Origin of the sequence: Denitratimonas organivorans (genome assembly GCF_037478135.1) — a bacterium.
In the GTDB taxonomy this organism is placed as follows: domain Bacteria; phylum Pseudomonadota; class Gammaproteobacteria; order Xanthomonadales; family Xanthomonadaceae; genus Denitratimonas.
This window is the reverse complement of sequence record NZ_JBBHDV010000001.1, coordinates 468,978-494,260: the sequence shown is the minus strand read 5'-3', so window position 1 is coordinate 494,260 and position 25,283 is coordinate 468,978. Positions and strand designations below refer to the sequence as shown.

The following is a 25,283-nucleotide window of genomic DNA, read 5'->3' as shown; positions in this document are numbered from 1 at the left end:
TGGTCCGTGCCGGCGCGCAGCCGGACACGTAATCAGCAGGAGCTGGGGTTCCGCAGCGCGATCAGAGCGCCTGAACCTGGTCGGCCTGCATGCCCTTCTGGCCCTGCACGGCGACGAAGCTCACCTTCTGACCTTCCTGCAGCGACTTGAAGCCGTTGCCCTGGATGGCGCGGAAGTGAACGAACAGGTCGGGGCCACTCTCAGGCGTGATGAAGCCAAAACCCTTGGCGTCGTTGAACCACTTGACAGTACCAGTCTGACGATCAGACATCGTTGAAACTCCTACAAAAAACAAAGAAACGCCCGGCATTCCCAGGCATGCACGACTGTCTTTTGCAGGAGTGGAATGAAGCGAAAAGATGGATCAACCTTGCGGGCCTCCATCCGGTCACGATACCCCGTGACCCCAAGCAAAAACACAGCGGCCAACACAATACGCGATCCCTGTCGCAAAATCCAGCACCCCGGCTGCGGGGCGACTGGCGGACACAATGCCGGTACCAGCGGCGCCCTGGCAAATACCCGTACGGCGTCAGGCGATCTGCCCGGCTCCACCGAAGTATCGCCGCAGCACGTCCGGCAGCGTGATCGAACCGTCGGCGTTCTGATAGTTCTCCATCACCGCGATCAGCGCGCGGCCGACAGCAACACCGGAGCCGTTCAGTGTATGCAGCAGTTCCGGCTTGCCGGTTTCCGGGTTGCGGAAGCGCGCCTGCATCCGGCGCGCCTGGAAATCGCCGCAGTTCGAGCACGAACTGATCTCGCGGTAGCGCTGCTGGCTCGGCAGCCAGACTTCCAGATCAAAGGTCTTGATCGCGGAAAAACCCATGTCGCCCGAGCACAGCAGCATGCGCCGATACGGCAAGCCGAGGCGTTCCAGCACCACTTCGGCGCACCGCGTCATGCGCTCGTGTTCCTCATTGCTCTGTGACGGATGCGCCAGGCTGACCAGTTCCACTTTCTCGAACTGGTGCTGGCGGATCATGCCGCGCACATCGCGGCCACCGCTGCCGGCTTCGGAGCGAAAGCACAACGAATGCGCGGTGTAGCGCTGCGGCAGTGATTCGGTTTCGAGGATTTCGCCGCGCGCCAGATTGGTCAGCGGCACTTCCGAGGTCGGGATCAGATAGCGCCGGCTGTCGCCGAAATCGGTGGCAAACAGGTCTTCCTCGAACTTGGGCAGCTGGCCGGTGCCGCGCATGCTCTCGGCATTGACGATCAGCGGCACATTGGTTTCGGTGTAGTCGTGCTCGCCCGTGTGCAGGTCGAGCATGAACTGCGCCAGCGCGCGGTGCAGCCTGGCCAGATCGCCGCGCAACACGGTGAAGCGCGAGCCGGACAGCTTGGCGCCGGCTTCGGCATCAAGCCAGCCGTGACGTGCGCCCAGTTCGACGTGATCCTTGACCTCGAAATCGAAACTGCGCGGCGTGCCCCAGCGGTGCTGCTCGACGTTGTCGTTTTCGTCTGCACCGGCAGGCACCGACGCATCGGGCAGGTTCGGAATACCCGACGCAATGGCGTCGATTTCAGCGCGGATCGCGTCCAGCCGTGTTTCGCTGGCCTTGAGCTCGTCGCCGATGCCGGCCACTTCGGCCAGGATTGCGCTGGCGTCCTCGCCCTTGGCCTTGGCCTGGCCGATGGCCTTGGAGCGGGTGTTGCGCAGATTCTGCAGTTCCTGGGTGCGCACCTGGATGGTCTTGCGCTCGGCTTCCAGGCGCTCGAACGCGGACACGTCCAGATCGTAGCCACGCAGGGTCTTCAACTGTTCGGCGGTGGCGGCAAGCTGGCTGCGCAGCAGGGCGGGATCGAGCATGACTTGGGTCCGGCAAGACGACAGGACCGGCCATTATCCGCGCCCAGACACGGTTCAGGCAATGCGCACCCTTGCGTTCGGCGCTGCCGGCAATCACGGTGCTGGGCCGGAATCCTTGCAGGTTCTATGCTCGGGCGTCCTTCCGTGCAGGTGCGTCCATGCCTTCCTTCACCTCACTCGGCGGTGCCGGCACCGTCACCGGCTCCAAGCATCTGATCCAGCATGGCGGCACCCGCATCATGGTCGATTGCGGCCTGTTCCAGGGTCTGAAGAATCTACGCGAATTGAACTGGCAGCCGCTGGCGGTATCGCCGCGCGAACTGGATGCGGTGGTGCTGACCCACGCCCATCTGGACCACAGCGGCTATCTGCCACGACTGGTGCGCGACGGCTTTTCCGGAACCGTGCATGCCAGCGCCGCAACCCGCGAAGTGGCGGCGCTGATCCTGCGCGACAGTGCCTTCCTGCAGGAAAAGGACGCCGAGTTCGCCAACCGCAAAGGCTTCAGCCGACACAGCCCGGCGCTGCCGCTGTACCGCGCCGCCGATGCCGAACGCGCGATCCGGGCGATCCGCGCGGCGCGCTGGCACCAGGACATCGCGCTGCCGGGCGGTGCGCAGCTGCTGTTCCGCCGCGCCGGCCACATCCTCGGGGCGGCCAGTGCGCAACTGGACATCGGCGGCCAGCGCTTCGTGTTTTCCGGCGATCTGGGGCGCTACAACGACCCGGTGATGCACGATCCGGAACCGGTACCGCGCGCCGATGTGATCGTCATCGAATCCACCTACGGCGATCGCCGCCACGAAGCCGCCGATCCGGTCGAAGCGCTGGGCGAGGTGATCGAGCGCACCGTGCAACGCGGCGGCACCGTGCTGATTCCGGCCTTCGCGGTGGGCCGCGCGCAGTCGCTGATCCATCACCTGTGGCAACTGCGCCGCGCCGGCCGGCTGCGCAATGTGCCGGTGTACCTGGACAGCCCGATGGCCACCAGCGCCAGCGAACTGCTGCACCGTTTCCCCGATGACCACCGCCTGCCGGCGCAGGATTACGAAGCCGCCTGCGATGCGGTGACCTATGTGCGCGAGGTCGAGCAGTCCAAGGCGCTGTCGGCCAATCCGTATCCGAAGGTGATCATCTCGGCCAGCGGCATGGCGACTGGCGGGCGCGTGCTGCACCACATCGCCGCGTTCGCGCCGGACCATGGCAATACGCTGCTGTTTTCCGGCTTCCAGGCGGCCGGCACGCGCGGCCGCGCACTGCTGGGCGGCGCGCGCGAGGTCAAGATCCATGGCCGCTGGATACCGGTCAATGCCGATGTGGCCGAGCTGCCGATGCTCTCGGCGCATGCCGATTGCGATGAGCTGATGCGCTGGCTGAGCGGTTTTCGCGAACGGCCGCGCAAGGTGCTGATCGTGCACGGCGAGGCCGATGCGTCCGAGGCGCTGCGGGTGCGCATCCAGCGCGAACTGGGCTGGGATGCCAGCGTGCCGCTGCCGGGGCAGGAATTCGTGCTCTGAAAAAACGAAGGCGGAGCCGTGCGCTGACGGCTCCGCCGAAGTTCAACGCGCCCTTGCTGTATCAGGCGTCGTCGCCGCCGCGCAGCTGGCTCTGCTGATAGCGCTCCAGCCCAATCATGCGGATCAGGCGCAGCTGCTTTTCCAGCCAGTAGGCGTGGTCTTCCTCGGTGTCCTTGAGTTGTTCGACCAGGATCTGGCGGCTGGCGTAATCGCCGTGGCGCTCGCACAGCGCGACGCCGTCGGCCAGGTTCTTGCGCACCGCGTATTCGGTAGCCAGATCCTTTTCCAGCATCTGCTCCACGGTCTTGCCCGGCTCGAACGCATCCGGCCGCATGTCCGGATCGCCTTCCAGGAACAGGATGCGCCGCAGCAGTGCATCGGCGTGCTCGGTTTCCTCTTCCATCTCGTGGTCCAGGCGCTGGTACAGGGCCTCAAGACCCAGGTCCTCGTAGCGGCGCGAGTGGATGAAGTACTGGTCGCGCGCGGCCAGCTCGCCACGCAGCAGGAAGTTGAGGTAATCGATGACTTCGGGATGGCCTTTCATGCCGGAACTCCTGGGAAGCTGGAAACGGGATCGGGCCAGTATGGCGAAAATTCCGCACCGGGCGCCGGATGAGAAGCGTTGCAGTTCTCATTCGCGAACACATCGGCCGCTGTTGCCGGTTGCCGCGAGTCAGGAATCTGTCCGTGGTGATGATGTATCGGAGGGTTCCGCTTCGGTTTCAGCAGCTTCCGCAGCTTCCGTATCCACCGGCATGGCGGCCGGCGCGGCGGCGGGATCGCCAGCTTCGGTTTCCGGTGCGACAACCTCATCGTGACCGGCCAGGTTTCCCTGCACCGGCCCGGACTCCACATCCATTTCCGTGCCCACGTCCTCGGCCGCCAGGCGACGCAGCTCGCGCAACGATTCGGGTTCGCGAGTGAAATCGGCGGCGTCTCCGAAACGGCGCACGATCGCATTGACGTAGCCCAGGTCGTTCATCAGCGAACCGGTCTGGATACCATCCAGTTCGCCACGCCGCACCATGCCGAACAGGCGTTGCTGGAACGCGGTGTCGAACTCCTGCTGGCGCTGCACGATATCGCCCATCGCGAGCGCAGCGTGACCTGCATCATCCTGCAGGTCACCCAGCGCCACCACGCCATGCAGCGCGGTGAACAGCTGGCGCCACAGCTGCAGATAGGCGTCGCGCGCCGGCGAGGGTGGCGCGAACAGGTACAGGACGATGTTCTTCTGCAGGTGCTTGGCGTCCTTGACCGCATTCACCAGTTGCAGCGCGGCCACCTGGTAGCGCCGCCAGTAGCGCTGGTGGTCGGCATCCAGCGGCTGCTCCAGCCGGCCCATGAAGCTGAGCAGGTCGGCATAGACGCCTTTGACGTAGTGCTGGTACAGCGCTTCGGCATCAACCGGAACGGCGGTCTGCACCGGCTCCAGCGTCGTCTCCGCGTCCAGCGGCTGATGCAGCTTTTCCACCGGCAGATACAGCGCATGGCAGATCACTTCCAGGCACAGGCGGCCCAGATGGCGCAATTCGGCCGCCACCGCCGCCGAGGCGGCATCAACCGAATCCAGCGCCTGCTTGTTGAGGTGGCGCGCCCGGATGCGGCGCGGTGCGCGCTTCTTTTCTGCCGCTTCCGGCAGTTGCACCTGGGCTTCGCGCGGCTCCGGCCGCAGCCATGTCAGAAAACGCGCCAATCCCTCCTGCCAGGGCCAGAAAAACGCCACCCCGATGCCATTGAACAGGCTGTGGAACAGTGCCAGCTGCAGCAGCGCATTGCCGCCGAAACCGAACACCCCGGCCAGCGCCTGCACCAGCCACGACAGCGGCGCGAGCAGCAACAAGGCCAGCAACGCCGTAGTGCCGTTGAACAGCACATGCGCCAGCGCCAGACGCTGTCCGCTGCGATTGCCGCCCAGCATGCCGACCACGGCGGTGCTGATGCTGCTGCCGACATTGGCGCCGATCGCCAGCGCCAGCGCCTGGTCCAGTTGCAGATGCCCGGAACCCAGACCGGCAAGCGTCAGGATCAGCGTGGCGTGGCTGGATTGCAGCACCACGGTCGCCGCCATGCCGATGCCCGCGAACAGCAGCGTAGGGCTGATCCCGCCCACCGCCACGCCTTCCAGATCCAGCGCTCCGCCCATCGCGGAAAAGCCGTCCTTGAGCTGGTCGATGCCCAGGAAGATGAAGGCGATGCCCAGCACCACGCGGCCGGCCGCCTTGCTGCGTTCGCCCAGAAAACCGGCCAGCACGCCGAACACCAGCAACGGCAGCGCCAGGGGTGAAAGACTGAAGTTCTGCCCGGCCAGCGCCAGCAGCCAGATGCCGAACGTAGCACCGAGATTGGCGCCGAAGATGATCGCGATGCCGCCGGCCAACTGGATCAACCCGGTGCTGACGAAGGCGATCGTCAGCAGCGACACCAGCGTGCTCGATTGCAGCAGCGCGGTGCCACCGATGCCGAACAGCAGGCCGCGAACCGGTGTACCGGTGCTGCGCGCCAGCCACTGTTCGAGCTTGCTGCCGGCCAGCTTGCGCAGCCCTTCCTCCAGCATCTGCATGCCGAACAGGAACATCGCCAGTCCGGCACACAGCTCCAGCCAGCCGGCGCTGCGCCAGAAGCTCCAGGCCAGCAGCAGCGCCACCGCCAGTACCGGCAACAGGCGCAGATGTCCCAGCAACCTGCGCCAGCGTGCCGGCGTGTGCAGTTCCCCGCCAGGATCGATTTCGATGCCGGTCATGCGCCACCCTGCCCGGCCGGATCCAGCGCGCAGCCGGTGCCGTCGTCCCAGACGATTTCCACCGTGCTGTGGCCAATGCCGAACGCGCTGGCCAGCTCCTGCTTGATCGCGCGCGTCAGCTGGCGCGGATCGGCGCCGCTGCGGATATGCGCTTCCAGCGTCGCGGCCGGCAACCCGGAAGTGATCGACCACACATGCACATGCTCGACCTTTTCCAGCCCGTCGACCTGTTCCACCAGATGCGCCTGCAACGCGCCGATGTCGATATCCGGCGGCGTGCCTTCCAGCAGGATATGCAGGGACTGCCCCAGCAGATGCCAGGCGCTGCGCAGGATCAGCAGCAGGATCAGCACCGACAGGATCGGATCGATCGGGGTCCAGCCGGTGAAGTGGATCGCGATCGCCGCCAGGATCGCCGCAACCGAGCCCAGCATGTCGCCCAGCACATGCAGCAACGCGCCCCGGATGTTGACGTGCGAGGTATCGGCGCGGCGCAGGATCGCGAACACCACCAGATTGACCAGCAGCCCACCGACCGCCACCGCCAGCATCGGCCCGGCCAGCACCGGCGATGGCGCACGCAAGCGCCCGATGGCTTCCCACAATACCCAGGCCACCAGCAGGAACAGCGTCATCGCATTGACGAAGCCGGCCAGCACTTCCAGCCGCATGTAACCGAAGGTCTTGCGCGGATTGGATGCACGCCGGCCGAAATGGAAGCCAGCCCAGGCCAGTGCCAGCGCCGCGACATCGGTCAGCATGTGCCCGGCATCGGCGATCAGCGCCAGCGAGCCGGACAGCCAGCCGCCGATCACTTCCACCACCATGAAGCTGGCGGTCAGCAGCATCGCCAGCAGCACGCTGCGCTGGTTGTCGGCGGTCATCACCGGGGCATGGCTGTGGCCGTGGGCGCCATGCTCATGTGCATGTGAATGGCCGTCATGGTCGCGCCGGTGGGCATGTCCGCCATGCGCATGGTGGCCAGCGGGCGCATCGTGCCCGGCGCCATCACGGCATCCCTGCGCCGCCTGTTCCCGCTGCTGACGATGCTCACCCACGCTGCCGCTCCACTGGGTTGGCCGGACACCATCACGGTGCCGGCGGATAATCAAACGCCACACTTTGCCACGTTCGTGCCGCTCGCTATAGTGCCCGGCAGCGGGACCGCACGCGCTGCAATGCGCCCGGCTCAGCCATCCCGCATGACACCCCGACGGCCGCCGCTGCGGGCCGACACCCAGACCTTGCCACAGAGGAAATGCCGTGCCCGTTGATGCCCGCAGCGCCCCCCCACTTTCCGGCTCCTGGTGGAAGGCGTTTCCCGGCATCGCACTGCTGGCCCTGTGCGCCTGCGCCAGCCAGCCGCCACGACCGGAACCGCCACCCGGACCGCCCGGCGATGGCGTCGCGGCAACACGTATCCCGATTTCCTTCACCAGCCCGGAAGTGGCCGATGCCGGCGTGGACTCGATCACCACCTGGCTCAGCCCGGAAGGCGACACCCGGGTGATCGCCAGCGCCAAGGACATCGGCCAGCTGTTCGTCTACGACGGCCTCAGCGGCGCGCTGCTGCAACGCATCGGCGCGCCGGGCGAACTGGCCTATCCCAACGGCGTGGCCACGTTCGGCGATGCGCTGCTGGTGGTCGAGCGCGACCGTGGTGCGGTGCAGGTGCTGTCGCTGCCGGAATTCGAGCCGCTGGGCAGCTTCGGCGAAGGCCGGCTGCGCGCGCCTTACGGCCTGTGGCTGCACGAAACCGCACCCGGCGAAGTCGAGGTCTACGTCACCGACAGCTATCAGGATGCCGGGCCGGAGCCGGGCCGCTTGCAGGTGCCGGCGCTGGAACGGCTGGACCAGCGCATCAAGCGCTTCCGCGTGCGGCTGGACGAATACCCGGTGCGCGCCTGGCTGCTGGACAGCTTCGGCGGCACCAGCGAAGACAGCGCGCTGCGCTACGTCGAATCGATCGCCGGCGATGCCGCCTTCGACCGGCTGGTGATCGCCGAGGAACATCCGGACTTCAGCCGCAACGGCGCGCTGGTGTACTCGATCGAAGGCCGCTACCAGGGCCAAACCCTGGGCGCGGGCCTATTCCAGGGCGATCCGGAAGGCATCGCTCTGTACGAATGCCCGAGCGGCAACGGCTACTGGATCGCCACCGATCAGGGCGACGGCGAGTTGATGAACCGCTTCCACGTCTTCGACCGCGCCACGCTGGCCTATCTGGGCAGCGTCGGGCATCCGGAACTGCGCAATACCGACGGCATCGCGCTGCATCCGGTGGCGAGCGAGCGCTTCCCCTACGGCGTGCTGTACGCGGTGCACGACGACCGCGCCATCGCCGCGCTGGACTGGCGTGATATCGCCGATGCGCTGAACCTCTGGCTGGATTGCCCGGAATAAATCCCCGCAGGCCGCGGCGTTGCGTTGCCGCGCACGCCTTGGCGATGATGCCGGCATGACGATGCGCGTACCGCCGCCGGAAATCCCGATCCGCCTGTTCCAGACGCAGTTGCACGAATGCGGCTACTACCCGGAACGCCAGGCGCGCAATCTGGTGCTCGACCCGCACTCGCCGTATCTGGCGCAGGCCTACGCCAACGCCGTGGACCACGGCTTCCGCCGCTCCAGCGGCCACATTTACCGCCCGCACTGCCCGGACTGCGATGCCTGCACCGCCAGCCGCATCGAGGTGCAGCACTTCCAGCCCGACCGCAGCCAGCGCCGCTGCCTTGCGCGCAATGCCGATCTGGAGATCGCCACGGTGCCGGCCCGGCCGCACGAGGAAGCCTTCGATCTGTACGCGCGCTATCTGGACAGCCGCCACGGCGACGGCCCGATGGCCGGACCCACACCGGAGGATTTCGAACGTTTCCTGATCTCGCGCTGGGGCCGCACCATGTTCATCGAACTGCGCCTGGAACAGGAGCTGCTGGCGGTGGCGGTCACCGACGTGATGCCACAGGGTCTGTCGGCGGTCTACACCTTCTATGCACCCGAACACCCGCGCCGTGGCCTGGGCACGTTCGCGATCCTGCAACAGATCGCGCTGGCGCAACGCCGCAACCTGGCCTTCGTCTACCTCGGCTACTGGCTCCCCGGACACCCGAAGATGGATTACAAACGGCGCTTTTCTGCGCTGCAGATCCTGCGCGAAGGCCGCTGGCAGGAGCTGCGCTGATGGCAGCGCCGCCCTGGCTGTCGGCGCTGCGCGATGAACTGGCGCTGCTGCCGCCCGGCACGCTGTGGCTGGGTTTCAGTGGCGGACTGGATTCCAGCGTGCTGCTGCACCTGCTGGCGAACCTGCCTGAAGCCCGCGCGCGCGGTCTTTCCGCACTGCACATCCATCACGGCCTCCAGTCGCACGCCGATACCTGGCTCGCACACTGCGCTGCGACCGCCGCGCAATGGCAAGTGCCGTTCCACGCCTGCCGGGTGCAGGTGGACGCCGACGACATCCGCGAAAACGGCCTTGAAGCCGCCGCCCGCCACGCCCGCCACGCCGCTTTCGCTGCACAACTGCCAACACCCGGTCTGCTCGCGCTGGCGCATCACCGCGACGACCAGATCGAAACCCTGATGCTGCGCCTGCTGCACGGTGCCGGAAACGAAGGACTGGCCGGCATGCGCCGGCTGCGGCCATTGCCCGGTGATGCGCAGCGCCTGCTGTGGCGCCCGCTGCTGGATGTACCGCGCAGCGCACTGGAGCGTTATGCGCAGCAGCACGATCTTGAGGTGATCCACGACCCGGCCAATGCCGAGCCGCAACATGCGCGCAACCGCCTGCGCCACCAGGTGCTGCCGGCGCTGCGCGCAGCGTTTCCCGATGCCGACCTCCGCATCGCCGCCAGCGCACGGCGCCTGCGCGAAGAGGCCGACGCACTCGAACAGATCGCCCGCGATCATCTTGCAGCCCATCTTTCACCGGAGCGGCAGCTGTCCTGCGCCGCACTGCGCGGCATCCCGCCGGCACTGGCGCGGCGTGTGCTCGGTGCCTGGCTTGATGCGCTCGGCCTGCCTCGGCCGCCGGCCGGCATCTGGGCGCGGGTGTTGCCGGAACTGGTCGATTGCCGCGCCGACGCCACCCCGATGCTGGCCTGGCGTGGCGCCCGCCTGCGCCGCCACCGCGAATGGCTGCACGCCGACGATGGCAGGCTCGACAGCGATGACCACGACGCATCCACCGCGCCAGCCGGGCACTGGCAACTGCACTGGGACGGCACCGTGCCGCTGCTGGTGCCCGCCGGTATGGGCCGGCTGCAATTCGAACCTGCACTGCGTGAGCCGGTGGATTTCATTGTGCGCCCGCGTCGCGGCGGGGAGCACCTGCGAATTCGCGGCCACCAGCGCACGCTGAAAAAACTGCTGCAGGAAAGCGGGCTGCCGCCCTGGCAACGCGCCCGCCTGCCGCTGCTGTTCGACAGCGCAGACCAGTTGCTTTCCGTAGCCGCGCGCTGGCACAGCGACGCCTTCGCCCGGTGGCAATTGCAACACGGCACACGCATCATGCTGCGGCCGGATTGACCGGACTTCGACCCTGGCCCACACTGCCCCGCATGTCCAAGTTGCCTGACACGTCCGACCCGTCCACTCCGAAGGACGACACCCACGCCGTCGCCCAGTTCGAACAATCGCTGGATGAACTGGAAGCCCTGGTGCAGCGCATGGAAAAGGGCGATCTCTCGCTTGATGAATCGCTCGCCGCTTACGAGCGCGGGGTCGGCCTTTATCGGCGCTGCCAGACCGCTCTGGAGCAGGCCGAACTGCGCGTCCGCCTGCTGGCCGACCCGCTTGACCCGGACAGCGCCGAGCCCTTCGATGACGCTGGCTGAACTGGACGCGATCCGCCAGGGCTGGATCGAACGCTGCAACAGGTTCATCGCCGCCGCCATCGAGCGCCGCGAACGGCAGGCACCATCACTGGCCGATGCGATGCGACATGCCACGCTGGATGGCGGCAAACGCATGCGCCCGCTGCTGGTCTATGCCGCCGGCACCACGCTGGGCGCCGACCCCGCCACGCTCGATGCCCCGGCCGCCGCAATCGAACTGGTCCATGCCTATTCGCTGGTGCACGACGATCTGCCAGCGATGGACAACGACGCGCTGCGCCGTGGCAAGCCGACGGTGCACGTGGCCTTCGGCGAGGCCAACGCGATCCTCGCCGGCGATGCCCTGCTGATGCTGGCCTTCGAGGTACTGACCGAAAGCCCGTCGCCACCGGCCACGCTGCTGGCGATGGTGAAGGATCTGGCGCAGGCCTCCGGCATGCAGGGCATGGTCGCCGGGCAGGCGATCGATCTGGCCGCCGTCGGCCAGGCCGCTGCGGCGCAGCCGATGGATGCCGAACAACTGCGCCGCATGCACGGCGCCAAGACCGGCGCGCTGATCCGCTGCGCGGTGCGCCTGGGTGCACTGGCGGCCGACACCGATGAAGGCACGCAGGAACAACTCGACGCCTTCGCCTCCGCGCTCGGCCTGGCTTTCCAGATCCGCGACGACATCCTTGATGTGGAAGGCGATCCGCAACTGATCGGCAAGACCGTCGGCAAGGACGCCGCCAACCACAAGCCCACCTATCCGGCCCTGCTCGGCATGGACGCTTCGCATCAGCTGCTGGAACAGCTCGTGCAGCAGATGCACCACGCACTGGACCGGATTCCCGCCGATACGCGGATGCTGGGCGAACTGGCACGTTTCAGTACCCGCCGCTCGCACTGAGGGCCGGCTCTCCACATCCGGATCCCCGGACTGCGCGCAGGCCACTCCTTAGCTTCTCCCGCCGCGCCCGCACGCGGCCAACAGAGCGCGCCCCACCTGCGGCACATAGATTCCGGCTGAAACAACATATTGCTGTCAGGTTTGCTGCCTAGCATCGAAGCCCCGCTTCCATGCGCGTGCGAAGCACCTGCCATGCAAAAGATCGCCGTTGTCGGCGGAGGCTATGTCGGCCTGTCCAACGCCATCATGCTCGCCGCCCGCCACCAGGTGACGGTCTGCGATATCGACCCGGCCCGTGTCGATGCGATCCGCCGCCGCGTCTCGCCGATCATCGATCCGGACATCAGCGAGCATCTGGCGCACCACACCCTGCATCTGGATGCCAGCACCGATCTGCACCAAGCCTGCCGCCAGGCGCGCTGCATCTTCATCGCCACCCCGACCGACTACGACACTCAGACCAACCACTTCAATGTCGAATCGGTGCGCAGCACCGCGCAGCAGGCACGGCGCATCAATCCGGACGCGCTGATCGTCATCAAATCGACGGTGCCGGTCGGCTTCACCGAGGAACTGAAGGCTGAACTGGGCACCGACGCGATCATGTTCTCGCCCGAGTTCCTGCGCGAAGGCAAGGCCCTGCATGATTGCCTGCACCCTTCGCGCATCGTGGTCGGCGAGGATTCGGCGCGCGGCCGGCAACTGGCCGATCTACTGCGCGAAGCCAGCCAGCGCCCGGACGCGCCGGTGCTGCTGACCGGCAATACCGAAGCCGAGGCGATCAAGCTGTTCGCCAACACTTTCCTTGCGATGCGCGTGGCCTTCTTCAACGAACTGGACACCTACGCCGCCAGCAACCAGCTGAGCACGCGCCAGATCATAGACGGCGTCTGCCTGGACCCGCGCATCGGCGCGCACTACAACAATCCCTCCTTCGGCTACGGCGGCTACTGCCTGCCCAAGGACACCCGCCAACTGCTGGCCAATTACCAGCGCGTACCGCAGAACCTGATCCGCGCCATCGTGGATTCCAACACCACGCGCAAGGACTTCGTCGCCGACGACATCCTGCGGCGCAGGCCGGCCGTGGTCGGCATCCACCGCCTGGTGATGAAGGCCGAAAGCGACAACTTCCGTTTCAGCTCGGTGCAGGGCGTGATGAAACGGATCAAGGCCAAGGGCATCAAGGTCATCGTCTACGAACCGCTGCTGCACGAAGCGGCATTCTTCGGCTCCGAGGTCACCCACGATCTGGACGGTTTCAAGCGCCAGGCCGACGTCATCGTCGCCAATCGCCGCAGCGCCGAATTGCAGGACGTGGCCGACAAGATCTACACCCGCGACCTGTTCGGCATCGACCTGTAAGACACTCCGATCTGTAAAGCCGCCCCACCGGCCGCTGTCTTGAAAACTTCACTGCGTCGCAACCTGATGGTGATGCCGGCAGCCAACACTGCAAGCCCGGCGTGAAGGTGGAGAAGCACGATGGGTCTGGAGTTCCGCAGCATCTTCATTTCCGATGTGCATCTGGGCACGCCGGATTGCCGTGCCGACTACCTGCTCGATTTCCTTCGCAGCACGCGCTGCCAGCAGTTGTATCTGGTCGGCGACATCGTCGACATCCAGGCGATGGCGCACCGCAGCCGCTGGCCGAAGGCGCATCGCGACGTGGTGTCCGAACTGTTCGCGATCGCCGCGCGCGGCACCCGCGTGACCTACATCCCCGGCAACCACGACGCGCCGCTGCGCAGCCTCTGCGGCCAGTTCCTGGGCGGCATCGGCATCCAGCTGGAGGCCGTGCACGTGGGCGCCGACGGGCGCCGATACCGGGTCAGCCACGGTGACGAGTTTGATCCGGAACGCATCGGCCGCAGCTGGCTGGAATGGATCGGCGAATACGGTCATCGCGGCCTGTGCCTGCTGAACCGCACCGTCGCCAGTCTGCGCCGCATGGCGCGCCTGCCCTACCTGCCGCTGTCGATCATCGCCAAGACCCGGCTGGCCGGCGCGATGACCTATATCGACGCCTACGAGCAACGCGTCGCGGCGGCCTGCGCCGAGGCAGGCTTCGATGGCCACATCTGCGGCCACATCCATTTCGGCAACCTGCGCCGCATCGGCGATGTGCTCTACATGAACGATGGCGACTGGGTCGAACACTGCACCGCGCTGGTCGAAACCCGTGACGGCACAATGCAACTGCTGCACTGGAGCGAAAAACAGGCGGCGCTGGCGCATTCGGGCAGCGACCAGCTGATCCCGGCCCGCACCGCACCGCTGGCATTGGCACCACTAGCGCGCCACTCAAGCCCGATGCTGGGCACGACACCGAAAACAGCCCTGGCGAGACCGCATCGCGCCGGCTGACCACTGGTCACCTGGATCGAAGATCGGCGCGACACCTAGCGCAAGACACAACCCAATGCGCAGCCACGAAAAAGCGGAACCGCTGCTGCGGCTCCGCCTCGTCTGCGATGCCGGGGCGGAACGGATCATCGTTCCGGCGGCGCTGCCTCAAGCTTGCGGCGGGGTCAGCCTCATCAGCCAGCCCTTGCCTTTGCGGGTACCGTCCTCCAGCAGCCAGATTGCGCCATCCGGGCCCTGCTCCACTTCGCGGATGCGGCGCTGCATGTCGAAGCGCTGTGCTTCGCTGGCGGTTTCACCACCGAACGCGATGCGCACCAGCGACATCGAGGACATGCCGCCGATGAAGCCGTTGCCGTTCCATTCCGGGAACAGCCCGCCGTCGTAGATCATGAAGCCGGCAGGCGAGATCACTGGAGTCCAGCTGACCACCGGCGCGCGGAACTCGGGCCGGGTGGCGTGATCGGGAATCGGCGTGTCGTCGTAGTGGTTGCCGTTGGAAACCAGCGGATAACCGTAGTTTTCACCCTTGACGATCAGGTTCAGCTCATCACCGCCCTTGGGCCCCATCTCGTGCGCCCAGAGCCGGCCCTCGGCATCGAAAGCCATGCCGAGAATATTGCGGTGCCCAAGCGTCCAGACCTGCGCGGCAACCCCGCCCTGATCTGCGAAAGGATTGCCCTCGGCCGGCGTGCCGTCGTCGTTCAGACGCAGGATCTTGCCCAGGTTGGTGCCCAGATCCTGGGCCGGATCGAACTCCTTGCGCTCACTGGAACTGATCCACAGCTTGCCTTCGGCATCGAACGCGATGCGGTAACCGAAGTGGCCGTCACCGCTCTTTTTCGGGGTCTGGCGCCAAATGGTTTCCAGATCCTGCAACTTACCGCCGCCGGCATCGTCCAGCGCCAGCTTCGCCCGCGCGACAACCGCGCCGAGCCCGGTTTCATCGGTTTCGACATAACTGAGGTAGACCCACTGGTTGTCCGCGTAATGCGGATGCAGCACCACATCACCGAGGCCGCCCTGCGCCACATGCGTCACCTGCGGCACGCCGCCGATGTCGCCGCTGGTGTTGCCGGAAGGGTCGTACAGCTTCAGCTCGCCGCTCATCTGGGTCACCAGCAGGCGTCCGTCCGGCAGGAAGGTCATCGCCCACGGATAATCGAAGCGCGCCAGTTCGGCTACGACAAACGCACCCTCGCCCACGGCTGCCGGTGCCGGCGTTTCAGCCACGGCGGGCGGTGCTGTTTCCGCCGGCGGCGATGGTGCGGTATCGACTGCGGTATCGGCGCCACCGCCACAGGCCGCCAGCAGCGCAGTGGCGATGCCGAGGGCCAGCACATTCCTGATTGCATTCATTGCCGTATCTCCCTCACCTGCTTGAAAAGACCGGCCGACGATATCGCATCCCCGGGTGCACCGCATGACAGTGGCGCAGCACCTGCGCAAGCGCAGTCCGGCCTGGATTCCAGGCCAACACAATGGGATCGAACGGGTCTGGAAATCACATCACGCGCGTGGCGGCGCATCGCGCTGAAGATCGTGAAACGGGCGGGAGTTGGAGCGGGTGAAGGGAACAGCACCCGGTCGCTAACTCGTTTATTACGAACGTTTTTTCCGATCCAAGCGTCACGGAATGGACTCGATTGTGGACTCAAGTCTTCGGCCTGGTCAACGCAGGCCGTTGCGGGTGATCCAAAGCGAGCCAAGCACATCCATCAACAGCCAGAGCATCGGATTTCATACCGAAGTCTATCTGTCCACTGGCACATCACGCCACAGGCCGCTACGGACAGGTGAGCTGCGTCCTCAAAGGATTGACTCATCATCGACAGGCCCGGTCCCGCCCGCCTTTCGCCCGCTCGATGAACCGCTTCATGGGCTCCGAGGGTTCGCCCCGGCGGCGCAGCAGGTAGGTAGAGAGCACCGGTGGGCTGCCGGCCAAGGGACGAATGGAGATGTCCGGGCGCTGTAGCGTCTGCACCTGCGAGGCGATGGCGAAGCCGATGCCGTAGCCGGCACCGACCAGGGTCAGCATCACGCCCAGGCTGGTCACTTCATCGACCAGCTTGAGCGGCGTGCCTGCGTCCTGCAGCAGCGCTTGAATCTGATGGCGGCAGCCCGATCCCGATTCGGGATGGCACAGAACCAGCGGGAACTTCAGGGCTTCGGCCAGCGGCACCTGCACGTGTGCCAGCAAGGGGTGGCGTGCGGGCACGATCACCGACAGCGGATCGGTCCACACCGGCTCGGCGACGAGGCCATCATGTACCGCGTTTGACAACGCAAAGCCGATGTCCAGCAGATCGTCGTGCAACGTCTTGAGCTGCTGCGCGAACGGCAGCTCGAAGACGCGAATCTCCATCTCGGGCTCGTCCTCGCGGCTGCGTGCCAGCAAGGTGGCGATGCGGGGCTGCGCCAGGCCGTCGCAGATCGCGATGCGCAGATGGCTCTGGTACCCCTGTGCCGCGGCCTTGGCGCTCTTGACTGCCTGCTCCACGGTGGCCTGCACGCGCCGACATTCGCCTAGGAACACCTGGCCAGCCCAGGTCAGCCGCGTCAGGCGTGTGCTGCGGTCAAACAACTGCACGCCAAGCTGGCTTTCCAGGTCGCGCATCGCACGTGACACAGGCGATTGCTCGATGCCCAGACGCTCGGCTGCCCGGGCCAGATGCAGTTCTTCCGCGACTGCGATGAAGTAGCGCAGCAATCTGAAATCCAAGGCCACCTCCTGTTCGTCTTCTTCTGGTTCGGCCTCTCGGGCGCCAGCATCTCCATCCACATCCCGCCCACTTACGCCGCGCCAGGCTTGCGATGTGCCGGCGCCCTTCCGCCAATGAGGTGCGGAGGGCGACGTTTGCGCCCGCCAGAAATCGACCGTTGGCAGCCGTCTGAGATAGCAGTTCTGCTGTTCATCGAGACCTCTTTTTCGTGCTTCCCCTCTTGCGGTCTGGCTGCATAGTGGTAAGCTAGTAATAGATTACTCACTTTTTTTGGGATGCAAGCAATGAGCGGACACTCCAGGCATCTGCCGGCTGATGAGAGGCGCGCGGCCACCGTCGAGGCAGTGGTCGACTTGGCTGCCGAACAGAACCCCAGCGACATCACGACCACGGCCATCGCGCAGCGCATGGGGTTGACCCAGGGAGCACTGTTCCGTCACTTCCCGACTAAGGACGCAATCTTGCAGGCGGTGATGTCCTGGGTTACGGAACGCCTGATGGCTCGAGTGGACAAGGCCGCAGAAGGTGCTACGTCCCCCCTTGCAGCTCTTGAAGCGATCTTCAAGACGCACATCGACTTCGTGGCCGAGCACCCGGGGGTGCCGAGGATGCTCTTCGGCGAATTGCAGCGGCCGGGAGAGACCCTGCCCAAGCGAATGGTGCAGACCTTGACCCGTCAATATGGTGAGCGGTTGCGTCGACTGCTCGAAGCTGGTAAGGCGCGAAGCGAGCTGCATTCAGAACTGGATGTGGACGCGGCCGTCGTCTTGTTCATCGGCACAATTCAAGGGCTGGTGATGCAGTCGTTGCTGGCGGGCGACGTAGCACGCATCCGCCGCGACGCGCCAGCAGTGTTTGCCATCTATCTCCGTGGCATCACGCACACCCGATGAAGCGCCTTCCATCTTGCCGCCACGCAGTTTCTCGGTCAGCCGAGAGGCACACCACGGTCATGCGATCGCGTTGCGCCTCCAGCGCGAATCCGCGTCATTCAACACTCAGCCCGACCGCCCGGCGGAACGCACACGCACCCCGCGACAACGGCGAAGGCTTGGGAGTTTCCGCGATCAAGTAAAGGCCATGAAGATGACCACTCATCCACAACGCAGCATCTGGCACTGGCTGATCTCCCTGCTCGCGATCGGCTTCGGCCTGCTCACTCTTCGGGAGGGCGGCGCCGTTCTGTTTGTCGACGGCGCGACGCGCCAAGCCGCCGGCCACTATGTGCCTTTCGTGCTCTGGTTCAATTTTCTGGCCGGGTTCGCCTACATCGTCGCCGGCGTCGGCTTGTGGATGCGCCGGCGCTGGGCCGCGTGGTTAGCGATTGTCATCACGGTGGCGACCGCACTCGTGCTCCTCGCTTTCGGAGTGCATGTGGCTTTGGGTGGCGCCTGGGAGCGACGCACGGTGGTCGCCATGACGCTGCTGTGGGCTGGCATAGCGGCCATCGCCTGGCGCCGGTCAGCGGCGAATGCGCCGGTCGCACGCGAGCACTGAGCACCTTTATCCAGCGGAAACCCATCGATGAAAACTCCAAACCTCCTCTTCAAGAAAACCCGTTGGGTCGTGATCGCCGTCGTCGTGCTCGCTCTTGGCGGCGCACTGGCGTTCTGGTTGTCGCGCGACCATGGACAACAAGATGCATTGCGCCTCTACGGCAACGTCGACATCCGCGAGGTGCAACTGGCCTTCCGTCAGCCCGGGCGCGTGATGCAAATGGCTTTCGATGAGGGCGATGCCGTCAGCGCGGGCGCGCGCCTGGCGGCGCTTGACGCGCAACCCTATCGGGAAGCACTTGCGGCAGCACAGGCCCAGGTGCAGGTGGCGCAGGCGGAACTGGCCAAGCTGCGCCGCGGCCTGCGACCGCAGGAAATCACCCAGGCGCGCGAAGCCCTCAGGCAGGCCCAGGCGCTCGCCACCGAGACCGAGCGCAATTTCCAGCGCCAGAGTGGCCTGCTGGCATCGGGCGCCAGCAGCCAGCGCACGGTCGATGCAGCCCGCACGGCGCGCGACCAGGCAGCCGCTGGCGTCGAAGCGGCCAAGGCGGCCCTGTCGCAAGCATCCGAAGGTTTTCGCAAGGAAGACATCGCCGCGGCAGAAGCTCGCCTTGCGGCCGCACAGGCTGCCGCAGCGCAAGCCACGACAGCCTTGGCGGACACCGAGTTGATGGCGCCCAGTAGCGGCACCGTCATCGCACGAGTGCGGGAGCCCGGCAGCATGGTCGCAAGCCAGAGCGCGGTCTACAGCCTGAGCCTGGACAAGCCGGTTTACGTGCGCGCCTACGTGGGCGAGTCGGACTTGGGGCGCATCGCGCCCGGTACTGTGGTGCGCGTCAAAAGCGATTCATCAGAGAAGGTCTATCGCGGCCAGATCGGCTTCATCTCGCCGCGCGCCGAGTTCACCCCCAAGACGGTGGAGACGACGGATTTGCGCACGGATCTGGTCTACCGCCTGCGCATCGTCATCGACGAAGCCGACAGCGACAGTGCCTTGCGCCAGGGCATGCCGGTGACGATCGAGGTCGATGCGAAAGCCGGCACCCGTATCCCGGCGGGGGAGCGTTGAAATGCAGGCAAGCCCTGCTATCGCCGCCGTGCCTGCGGGTGCGGGCGAAGACGCTGCCATCGTCATCGAAGACGTGGACAAGCATTTCGGCGACGTAAAGGCGCTGCGGGGCTTGAGCGCGCGCATCCACTATGGACGGCTGACGGGTCTGGTCGGCCCCGACGGCGCCGGCAAGACGACGCTGATGCGGATTCTGACCGGCCTCCTGGTGCCGAACGCCGGCCACGTCACCTTGGCAGGCTATGACGTGGTCAAGGACAACGACGCCATTCATGTCGCCAGTGGCTACATGCCGCAACGCTTTGGCCTGTACGAAGACCTGTCGGTGATGGAGAACATGCGCCTGTATGCGCAGTTGCGCGGCATGGATGCGGACCGCAACGCCGATCTGTTTGCCGAGCTGCTGGACTTCACGCGGCTCGGACCCTTCACCAAACGCCTGGCCGGCAAGCTCTCCGGCGGCATGAAGCAGAAGCTGGGCCTTGCCTGTGCGCTCATGGCGCGGCCGAAGGTGCTGCTGCTGGACGAGCCGGGCGTGGGTGTCGACCCGGTCAGCCGCCAGGACTTGTGGCGCATGGTGCAGGCGCTGACCGATGAAGGCATGGCCGTGGTCTGGTCCACCGCCTATCTCGACGAAGCCGAGCGCTGCGAGAGCGTGCTGCTGCTGAACCAAGGGAAGCTCCTGTTCGATGGCCCGCCGCAGGAGCTGACCGCGCAGCTCGAAGGCCGCAGTTTCCGTCTGGAAGACGTCGGTGCCGAGCGTCGAGCGGTCCTGACCCAGGCACTCGACCTGCCCAGCGTGAGCGATGGCGTGATCCAGGGCGCCGGCGTGCGCGTGGTGTTGCGCGAGGGCGCTCAAGCGGAGCAGCTCCAGGCCCTGTCCGATCAGGCGCGAGTGGAGCTGGCGCAGGTGCCCGCGCGCTTCGAAGACGCCTTCATCGATCTGCTCGGTGGCGGCCCCGGCGGCACTTCGACGCTGGCCGAGCGTCTGCCGCCGGTTGAGCTGGGTTCCGACATTGCCGTGTCGTGCCGAAACCTCACCAAGCGCTTCGGCGAGTTCACCGCCACCGACAACGTCAGCTTCGAGGTGCAAAAGGGCGAAATCTTCGGCCTGCTCGGCCCTAACGGCGCCGGCAAGTCCACCACCTTCAAGATGTTGTGCGGCCTGATGAAACCAACTGCTGGCGAAGCGCATGTGGTGGGCCATGATCTGCGCCGCGCCACCGGCGCAGCCAAGAGCCGGCTCGGCTACATGGCGCAGAAGTTTTCGCTCTACGGCCTGCTCTCGGTGCAGCAGAACCTGGAATTCTCGGCCGGCGTCTACGGACTGGAAGGCAACACCCGGCGCGAGCGCATTGCCGAGATGATCGAAACCTTCGATCTGGGCGACTGGCTGTCCGCCACGCCCGATTCCCTGCCGCTGGGCCACAAGCAGCGCCTGGCATTGGCTTGTTCGCTGATGCACCGGCCGCCCGTGCTGTTCCTGGATGAACCCACTTCGGGCGTGGACCCGATCACCCGGCGGGAATTCTGGACCCACATCAACGGACTGGCCCGCAAGGGCGTGACCATCATGGTCACCACCCACTTCATGGACGAGGCCGAATACTGCGACCGCGTGGCCATGCTCTCGCGTGCGCAACTGATCGCGCTGGATACGCCCGACGCGCTCAAACGTTCGGCGGTCAGCCCCGAACAACCCGACCCGACGATGGAGGACGCCTTCATTCACCTGGTGGAGTCGTCAGACCGCGAGCTGGAGGCCGCCACATGAACGGCGCCACAATGCACAAAGACGGAAGTGGCCCCCTGCAGACCGACTTGCGCCGTTTTGATTTACGGCGCTTGATCGCCCTGGTGACCAAGGAAAGCTACCAGGCGCTGCGCGACCCCTCGACGCTGCTGATCGCGTTCGTGCTGCCAGTGGTGTTGCTGCTGCTGTTCGCCTATGCGGTGTCGCTGGATGCGAAGGATGTCCGTGTCGGCGTGGTCCTGGAGTCGCCCGGCGCATCGGCACACTCGCTGGCCGCAGCGTTTTCGGGCACCCGCTTCCTGAATACGCACTTCGCCCATGGCCGGCGCGAAGTGGCCGACCAACTGGTCTCAGGCGACCTGCGCGGCTACGTGGTGATTCCGCAGGATTTCGAGCAGCGGCTGGCCCAGCGTGGCAGCGAGCCGCTGGTGCAGATCGTCACCGACGGCTCCTACCCCAATACCGCCAACTACGTCGAGAACTACGCCCGCGGCGTTGTCCAGTCCTGGCGTGCCGGACTGGACGTCGGAGCACCAGCGCAGGCCGTCATGCTGGAACCGCGCTACTGGTTCAACCCCGAGCTGGAAAGCCGCCGCGCACTGATTCCCGGTGCCATCGCCATCGTCATGACCATCATCGGCACCATGCTGACTGCACTGGTGGTGGCGCGTGAATGGGAGCGCGGCACCATGGAGGCGGTGCTGTCCACGCCGGCCTCGGTGGCCGAAATCCTGATCGGCAAGCTGCTGCCGTACTTCGTGCTCGGCATGCTGTCCACGCTGGGTGCGGCGGCGCTGGCGGTGTTCGTGTTCGGGGTCCCGATGCGGGGCTCGCTGGCGGCGCTGCTGCTGCTGTCGGCGGTGTTCATGGTGCCGGCGCTGGGTCAGGGTCTGCTGATTTCCTCCTTGGCACGGAACCAGTTCCTGGCAGCGCAGATCGCGCTGTTCACGGGCTTCCTGCCGGCCTTCATGTTGTCGGGCTTTCTGTACGAGATCGACGCCATGCCGGCACCGATCCGCGCCATCACCTTGGTGGTTCCGGCGCGCTACTTCGTCGATTCGCTGAAGACGGTGTTCCTGGCCGGCGACATCTGGGCCGTGTTCCTGCCCAACCTGGCGGTCATGGCGGCGATCGGGGGGCTGTTCTTCGTGATCGCCAAGCGCGCCACGCGCAAGAACCTGGAGTGACGCGATGTTGACTTCCGCATTCTCGTTCACCCGCCTGCGCGCCCAGTTCATCAAGGAAGTGCTCAGCGTCCTGCGCGACCCGCGCAGCCGCATGGTGGTGTTCGTGCCGCCGATCCTGCAGTTGCTGGTGTTCGCCTTTGCCGCGACGCTGGAAGTGCGCAACGTCGATATCGCCGTCTACGATCAGGATGCGGGGCGCTGGTCGCACGAGTTGGTACAGCGCCTGGACAGCGCCCGCTTCATCACCCACGTCCGGCATGTCGACAGCCAACAGCAGCTCCACGAGCTGATCGACCGTGGCGAGGTGATCGCCGCGCTCGCCATCCCGGTGGATTTCTCGCGCTCCATCGCCGCCGGCGAAAGTGGCCGCGCGCAGGTACTGGTCGATGGCCGGCGCAGCAACTCCGGGCAGATCACCGTGGCCTATCTGTCCACCATCGCCGCCGATGTCGGCGCCGAGGTCGTGCCCGACGCCCAGGCACCAACGCCCGTGGTCGTGCGCCACTGGTTCAACCCGAATCTGGTCTACCGCTGGTTCATCGTGCCCGGCCTGACGGGCATCCTGGCGCTGTTCAGCTCGCTCTTGATCACCTCGTTGTCGATCGCGCGCGAGCGCGAGCTGGGCACCTTCGACCAGTTGCTGGTGTCGCCCACCTCGACGCCCGAGATCATCATCTCCAAGTCGCTGCCGGCACTCGCAATTGGCACCGGGCTGGGCCTGTTCATGATCAGCGCGGGCGTCTTCCTGTTCGGCATCCCGTTTACGGGCTCGTTTGCACTCCTGCTTGCCAGCCAGGTGCTGTTCATCGCCTCGGTGGTCGGCATCGGTCTGATGATTTCCGCGGTCAGCATGACGCAGCAGCAGGCCATCCTGGGAGCGTTCGCCATCGGCGTGCCGGCGGTGCTGATGTCAGGCTTTGCGACGCCTGTGGAAAACATGCCTGTCGTCCTGCAATGGCTGGCTCAGGCCATTCCGCTGACCCACTTCCTCATCATCGTCGAAGGCAGCTTTCTCAAGGCCATGCCGCCCGGTGACATTCTCGCCAGCCTGTGGCCGCTGGCGGTCATCGCCCTGGCCACGCTGACGATGGCCACCGTATTCGTCCGAGGACGCCTGCAATGAAATCCAAGCCCCGCACTCCCTTTCTTCGCACAACCGTCACCGGCCTGACCCCTGGGCGCGCGCGTCCGCTCGCGCTGGCCCTGTCCTGCGTGCTGCTGACTGCCTGCGCAAGCGTGGGCCCCGACTACCGCGAGCCGCCGCCGGTCGACGTCGGCAGCGGCTGGAGCTTGCCGTTGGCAAGCGAATCCCAGTCCGCAGACTTGAGCCAATGGTGGTCTGCACTGGACGATCCCATCCTCGATCGCCTGATGGCCACGGCGCTGGCACAGAACCTGGATCTGCGCCAGGCTGCGGCACGCATCGATGAGGCACGCGCCCTGCGCGATCGTGTGGCCGGCGAGGCATTGCCCACCGCCGCCGCTGGCGCGAGCGTCAACCGGCGCCGTCAAAGCGAGAACGGACCCCTGCCCGTAGGTTCGATCCCCGGCCTTGACGCCACGCAGACCATCTACGATGCGGGCTTCGACGCGGCCTGGGAGGCCGACTTGTTCGGGGCCAAACGGCGCGCCCTGGAAGGTGCCAGCGCCCACCTACAGGCGACCGAAGCCGAGGCACAGGGCGTTCGCATGCGCGTCGTGGCCGAGGTCGCGCGCACCTGGTTCACCGCCGTCGGCGCCCGCTACGAGTTGCACGCACAACAGGCCACGCTGGATACGCTGCAGCAGACCTTGGAATTGGTGCGCCTGCGGCATGCGCTGGGCGACGCGTCGGCCGCCGACGTGGAGGCGGCGTACGCCCAATGGACTGCAGTCAACGCGCTCATCCCGGATATCCAGGCGCGTCAGCGCGCCGCGGTACTCAGCCTGGGCGTGCTGCTGGGCGCACCGCCGGAGCGGGAGCTGGCACTGCTGGATGGACCCTTGACGCCGAGCACGCTGCGGGCGCTGCCGGTGGGCGAGCGCGCAGATATGCTGCGCCGACGCCCTGACGTGCTGGCTGCGGAACGTCGCCTGGCAGCGAGTTCCGCCGACATCGGCGTGGCCACGGCCGAACTGTTCCCCAAACTCTCCATCGGTGTCGGCGGCGGGTTTCAGGCGCTCAGCACGGGCGAGTGGTTCGATGCATCCAGCTCGCGTTTTTCCATCCTACCGCTGATTTCCTGGCGCCTGTTCGACGGTGGCCGTGTGCGAGCCGAAATTCGGGCGCGCGAGGCGGCCGAGCGGCAGGCTGCGCTCGCTTACGAGCAAGCGGTGCTGACGGCTCTCGGAGACGCCGAGCGTGCGCTTGGCGACTATCACGGGGGATTGGACACGCTTCAGCGTCGCGCAATGGCCGTGGACGCGGCACGAAAGAGCTACGGCTACGCGAACACACGCTACGCGGCGGGCGACATAGCGCTGATCGAACTGCTGGCCGCCCAGCGCAGCCTGCATGAAGCCGAGACCGCGGCCGCACGTGCGCATACCAGCGCCGCCGTGCAATTGGTGGCGCTGTACAAGGCGCTCGGGGGTGGCTGGGATGCGCCCGCAATGACATCGCAAACCACGAATCCGGCCCTGAAGCCGACCGCAACAGTGCTCGCTGCACCCTCGGTTCCTTGATTCAACGAAAGGAGATCACCATGCAAATCAACGTAGGAAACCTCGATCGCATCGCGCGCGTCGTCATCGGCCTGATCCTGCTCAGCTTGCCGTTGTGGCTGGATTCACCGTGGCGCTGGCTGGGGCTCATTGGAATCATGCCGCTGATCACCGGCCTGGCGGGTCGCTGTCCGGGCTACCGCCTGCTCGGCGTGAACACCTGTCCAATGCAAAAGAAGGAGCCCGAGTGAGCA

24 protein-coding genes are annotated in these 25,283 nt (G+C 66.0%); 17 read left to right on the top strand and 7 right to left on the bottom strand.

The window, feature by feature from the left end:
- Positions 1-61 precede the first annotated feature (61 nt).
- Positions 62-271 (bottom strand): cold-shock protein, encoded by a 210-nt coding sequence (locus WDB66_RS02105; protein WP_339396766.1) that lies wholly within the window; start codon positions 269-271, stop codon positions 62-64.
- A gap of 261 nt (positions 272-532) precedes the next feature.
- Entirely contained in the window at positions 533-1,813 is a 1,281-nt protein-coding gene (gene serS, locus WDB66_RS02100; protein ID WP_339396765.1) for a serine--tRNA ligase, read from the bottom strand.
- Positions 1,814-1,971: 158 nt separating this feature from the next.
- Between serS and WDB66_RS02095 the strand changes: the two genes are divergently transcribed.
- Positions 1,972-3,330: an MBL fold metallo-hydrolase RNA specificity domain-containing protein gene (locus WDB66_RS02095; protein ID WP_339396764.1), complete on the top strand. Its 1,359-nt coding sequence runs from the start codon at positions 1,972-1,974 to the stop codon at positions 3,328-3,330.
- Positions 3,331-3,391: 61 nt separating this feature from the next.
- On the opposite strand, the gene bfr is transcribed toward WDB66_RS02095, so the two are convergent.
- The 3 genes from bfr to WDB66_RS02080 all read right to left on the bottom strand — a co-directional run bounded on the left by bfr (position 3,392) and on the right by WDB66_RS02080 (position 6,957).
- Positions 3,392-3,874 (bottom strand): bacterioferritin, encoded by a 483-nt coding sequence (bfr, locus tag WDB66_RS02090; protein WP_339396763.1) that lies wholly within the window; start codon positions 3,872-3,874, stop codon positions 3,392-3,394.
- 129 nt (positions 3,875-4,003) lie between these two features.
- Positions 4,004-6,073 carry a Na/Pi cotransporter family protein gene (locus tag WDB66_RS02085; RefSeq protein WP_339396762.1) on the bottom strand — a complete coding sequence of 690 codons (2,070 nt, stop codon included), beginning with the start codon at positions 6,071-6,073 and terminating at the stop codon, positions 4,004-4,006.
- Complete coding sequence (locus WDB66_RS02080) at positions 6,070-6,957, bottom strand: cation diffusion facilitator family transporter (RefSeq protein ID WP_339396761.1); 888 nt, start codon at positions 6,955-6,957, stop codon at positions 6,070-6,072. Before WDB66_RS02080 ends, WDB66_RS02085 begins: the two co-directional genes overlap by 4 nt.
- Positions 6,958-7,005: 48 nt before the next feature.
- Between WDB66_RS02080 and WDB66_RS02075 the strand changes: the two genes are divergently transcribed.
- From WDB66_RS02075 to WDB66_RS02040, 8 genes are all read left to right on the top strand, one after another.
- Positions 7,006-7,347 (top strand): hypothetical protein, encoded by a 342-nt coding sequence (locus WDB66_RS02075; RefSeq protein ID WP_339396760.1) that lies wholly within the window; start codon positions 7,006-7,008, stop codon positions 7,345-7,347.
- The gene (locus WDB66_RS02070) at positions 7,337-8,476 is read left to right on the top strand and encodes a phytase (RefSeq protein WP_339396759.1); all 1,140 of its coding nucleotides are present in this window, start codon (positions 7,337-7,339) and stop codon (positions 8,474-8,476) included. The genes WDB66_RS02075 and WDB66_RS02070 overlap by 11 nt, the downstream gene beginning before the upstream one ends.
- 55 nt (positions 8,477-8,531) lie before the next feature.
- On the top strand, positions 8,532-9,254 hold the full coding sequence (locus WDB66_RS02065) for an arginyltransferase (protein ID WP_339396758.1): 723 nt from the start codon (positions 8,532-8,534) through the stop codon (positions 9,252-9,254).
- Positions 9,254-10,597 carry a tRNA lysidine(34) synthetase TilS gene (tilS, locus tag WDB66_RS02060; RefSeq protein WP_339396757.1) on the top strand — a complete coding sequence of 448 codons (1,344 nt, stop codon included), beginning with the start codon at positions 9,254-9,256 and terminating at the stop codon, positions 10,595-10,597. Before WDB66_RS02065 ends, tilS begins: the two co-directional genes overlap by 1 nt.
- 32 nt (positions 10,598-10,629) lie before the next feature.
- Positions 10,630-10,905 (top strand): exodeoxyribonuclease VII small subunit, encoded by a 276-nt coding sequence (locus WDB66_RS02055; RefSeq protein WP_339396756.1) that lies wholly within the window; start codon positions 10,630-10,632, stop codon positions 10,903-10,905.
- The gene (locus tag WDB66_RS02050) at positions 10,892-11,794 is read left to right on the top strand and encodes a polyprenyl synthetase family protein (protein WP_339396755.1); all 903 of its coding nucleotides are present in this window, start codon (positions 10,892-10,894) and stop codon (positions 11,792-11,794) included. Before WDB66_RS02055 ends, WDB66_RS02050 begins: the two co-directional genes overlap by 14 nt.
- A gap of 192 nt (positions 11,795-11,986) precedes the next feature.
- Positions 11,987-13,159 (top strand): nucleotide sugar dehydrogenase, encoded by a 1,173-nt coding sequence (locus tag WDB66_RS02045; RefSeq protein ID WP_339396754.1) that lies wholly within the window; start codon positions 11,987-11,989, stop codon positions 13,157-13,159.
- 120 nt (positions 13,160-13,279) lie between these two features.
- Positions 13,280-14,161: a UDP-2,3-diacylglucosamine diphosphatase gene (locus tag WDB66_RS02040; RefSeq protein ID WP_339396753.1), complete on the top strand. Its 882-nt coding sequence runs from the start codon at positions 13,280-13,282 to the stop codon at positions 14,159-14,161.
- Positions 14,162-14,308: 147 nt separating this feature from the next.
- Here the strand turns inward: WDB66_RS02040 and WDB66_RS02035 are convergent, their stop codons facing one another.
- Both WDB66_RS02035 and WDB66_RS02030 read right to left on the bottom strand, forming a co-directional pair.
- Complete coding sequence (locus tag WDB66_RS02035; RefSeq protein WP_339396752.1) at positions 14,309-15,517, bottom strand: PQQ-dependent sugar dehydrogenase; 1,209 nt, start codon at positions 15,515-15,517, stop codon at positions 14,309-14,311.
- A gap of 466 nt (positions 15,518-15,983) precedes the next feature.
- A complete protein-coding gene (locus tag WDB66_RS02030; RefSeq protein WP_339396751.1) occupies positions 15,984-16,880 on the bottom strand; it encodes a LysR family transcriptional regulator in 897 nt (298 codons plus the stop codon).
- Between the two features lie 285 nt (positions 16,881-17,165).
- Here WDB66_RS02030 and WDB66_RS02025 point away from each other — a divergent pair, with 285 nt between their 5' ends.
- From WDB66_RS02025 to WDB66_RS01990, 8 genes are all read left to right on the top strand, one after another.
- Positions 17,166-17,774, top strand: coding sequence for a TetR/AcrR family transcriptional regulator (locus WDB66_RS02025; protein ID WP_263476979.1), 609 nt, complete (start codon positions 17,166-17,168; stop codon positions 17,772-17,774).
- A 187-nt stretch (positions 17,775-17,961) separates the two neighbouring features.
- Positions 17,962-18,378, top strand: a complete 417-nt coding sequence (locus WDB66_RS02020; RefSeq protein ID WP_339396750.1) for a hypothetical protein — start codon at positions 17,962-17,964, stop codon at positions 18,376-18,378.
- Between the two features lie 27 nt (positions 18,379-18,405).
- Complete coding sequence (hlyD, locus tag WDB66_RS02015) at positions 18,406-19,446, top strand: secretion protein HlyD (RefSeq protein WP_010792193.1); 1,041 nt, start codon at positions 18,406-18,408, stop codon at positions 19,444-19,446.
- A 1-nt stretch (position 19,447) separates the two neighbouring features.
- Entirely contained in the window at positions 19,448-21,220 is a 1,773-nt protein-coding gene (locus WDB66_RS02010; RefSeq protein ID WP_339396749.1) for an ATP-binding cassette domain-containing protein, read from the top strand.
- Positions 21,217-22,386, top strand: a complete 1,170-nt coding sequence (locus WDB66_RS02005; protein WP_339396748.1) for an ABC transporter permease — start codon at positions 21,217-21,219, stop codon at positions 22,384-22,386. Before WDB66_RS02010 ends, WDB66_RS02005 begins: the two co-directional genes overlap by 4 nt.
- A gap of 4 nt (positions 22,387-22,390) precedes the next feature.
- Complete coding sequence (locus tag WDB66_RS02000; RefSeq protein ID WP_339396747.1) at positions 22,391-23,509, top strand: ABC transporter permease; 1,119 nt, start codon at positions 22,391-22,393, stop codon at positions 23,507-23,509.
- Positions 23,506-25,050: an efflux transporter outer membrane subunit gene (locus WDB66_RS01995; RefSeq protein ID WP_339396746.1), complete on the top strand. Its 1,545-nt coding sequence runs from the start codon at positions 23,506-23,508 to the stop codon at positions 25,048-25,050. The genes WDB66_RS02000 and WDB66_RS01995 overlap by 4 nt, the downstream gene beginning before the upstream one ends.
- Positions 25,051-25,070: 20 nt before the next feature.
- Entirely contained in the window at positions 25,071-25,280 is a 210-nt protein-coding gene (locus tag WDB66_RS01990) for a YgaP family membrane protein (protein WP_339396745.1), read from the top strand.
- The last annotated feature ends 3 nt before the right edge of the window (positions 25,281-25,283 follow it).

Coding starts and splice junctions, on each gene's coding strand:
- WDB66_RS02105 (WP_339396766.1), bottom strand. CDS start 271: ATGTCTGATCGTCAGACTGGTACTGTCAAGTGGTTCAACGACGCCAAG.
- serS (WP_339396765.1), bottom strand. CDS start 1,813: ATGCTCGATCCCGCCCTGCTGCGCAGCCAGCTTGCCGCCACCGCCGAA.
- WDB66_RS02095 (WP_339396764.1), top strand. CDS start 1,972: ATGCCTTCCTTCACCTCACTCGGCGGTGCCGGCACCGTCACCGGCTCC.
- bfr (WP_339396763.1), bottom strand. CDS start 3,874: ATGAAAGGCCATCCCGAAGTCATCGATTACCTCAACTTCCTGCTGCGT.
- WDB66_RS02085 (WP_339396762.1), bottom strand. CDS start 6,073: ATGACCGGCATCGAAATCGATCCTGGCGGGGAACTGCACACGCCGGCA.
- WDB66_RS02080 (WP_339396761.1), bottom strand. CDS start 6,957: ATGACCGCCGACAACCAGCGCAGCGTGCTGCTGGCGATGCTGCTGACC.
- WDB66_RS02075 (WP_339396760.1), top strand. CDS start 7,006: ATGGCCGTCATGGTCGCGCCGGTGGGCATGTCCGCCATGCGCATGGTG.
- WDB66_RS02065 (WP_339396758.1), top strand. CDS start 8,532: ATGACGATGCGCGTACCGCCGCCGGAAATCCCGATCCGCCTGTTCCAG.
- tilS (WP_339396757.1), top strand. CDS start 9,254: ATGGCAGCGCCGCCCTGGCTGTCGGCGCTGCGCGATGAACTGGCGCTG.
- WDB66_RS02055 (WP_339396756.1), top strand. CDS start 10,630: ATGTCCAAGTTGCCTGACACGTCCGACCCGTCCACTCCGAAGGACGAC.
- WDB66_RS02050 (WP_339396755.1), top strand. CDS start 10,892: ATGACGCTGGCTGAACTGGACGCGATCCGCCAGGGCTGGATCGAACGC.
- WDB66_RS02045 (WP_339396754.1), top strand. CDS start 11,987: ATGCAAAAGATCGCCGTTGTCGGCGGAGGCTATGTCGGCCTGTCCAAC.
- WDB66_RS02040 (WP_339396753.1), top strand. CDS start 13,280: ATGGGTCTGGAGTTCCGCAGCATCTTCATTTCCGATGTGCATCTGGGC.
- WDB66_RS02035 (WP_339396752.1), bottom strand. CDS start 15,517: ATGAATGCAATCAGGAATGTGCTGGCCCTCGGCATCGCCACTGCGCTG.
- WDB66_RS02025 (WP_263476979.1), top strand. CDS start 17,166: ATGAGCGGACACTCCAGGCATCTGCCGGCTGATGAGAGGCGCGCGGCC.
- WDB66_RS02020 (WP_339396750.1), top strand. CDS start 17,962: ATGAAGATGACCACTCATCCACAACGCAGCATCTGGCACTGGCTGATC.
- hlyD (WP_010792193.1), top strand. CDS start 18,406: ATGAAAACTCCAAACCTCCTCTTCAAGAAAACCCGTTGGGTCGTGATC.
- WDB66_RS02010 (WP_339396749.1), top strand. CDS start 19,448: ATGCAGGCAAGCCCTGCTATCGCCGCCGTGCCTGCGGGTGCGGGCGAA.
- WDB66_RS02005 (WP_339396748.1), top strand. CDS start 21,217: ATGAACGGCGCCACAATGCACAAAGACGGAAGTGGCCCCCTGCAGACC.
- WDB66_RS02000 (WP_339396747.1), top strand. CDS start 22,391: ATGTTGACTTCCGCATTCTCGTTCACCCGCCTGCGCGCCCAGTTCATC.
- WDB66_RS01995 (WP_339396746.1), top strand. CDS start 23,506: ATGAAATCCAAGCCCCGCACTCCCTTTCTTCGCACAACCGTCACCGGC.
- WDB66_RS01990 (WP_339396745.1), top strand. CDS start 25,071: ATGCAAATCAACGTAGGAAACCTCGATCGCATCGCGCGCGTCGTCATC.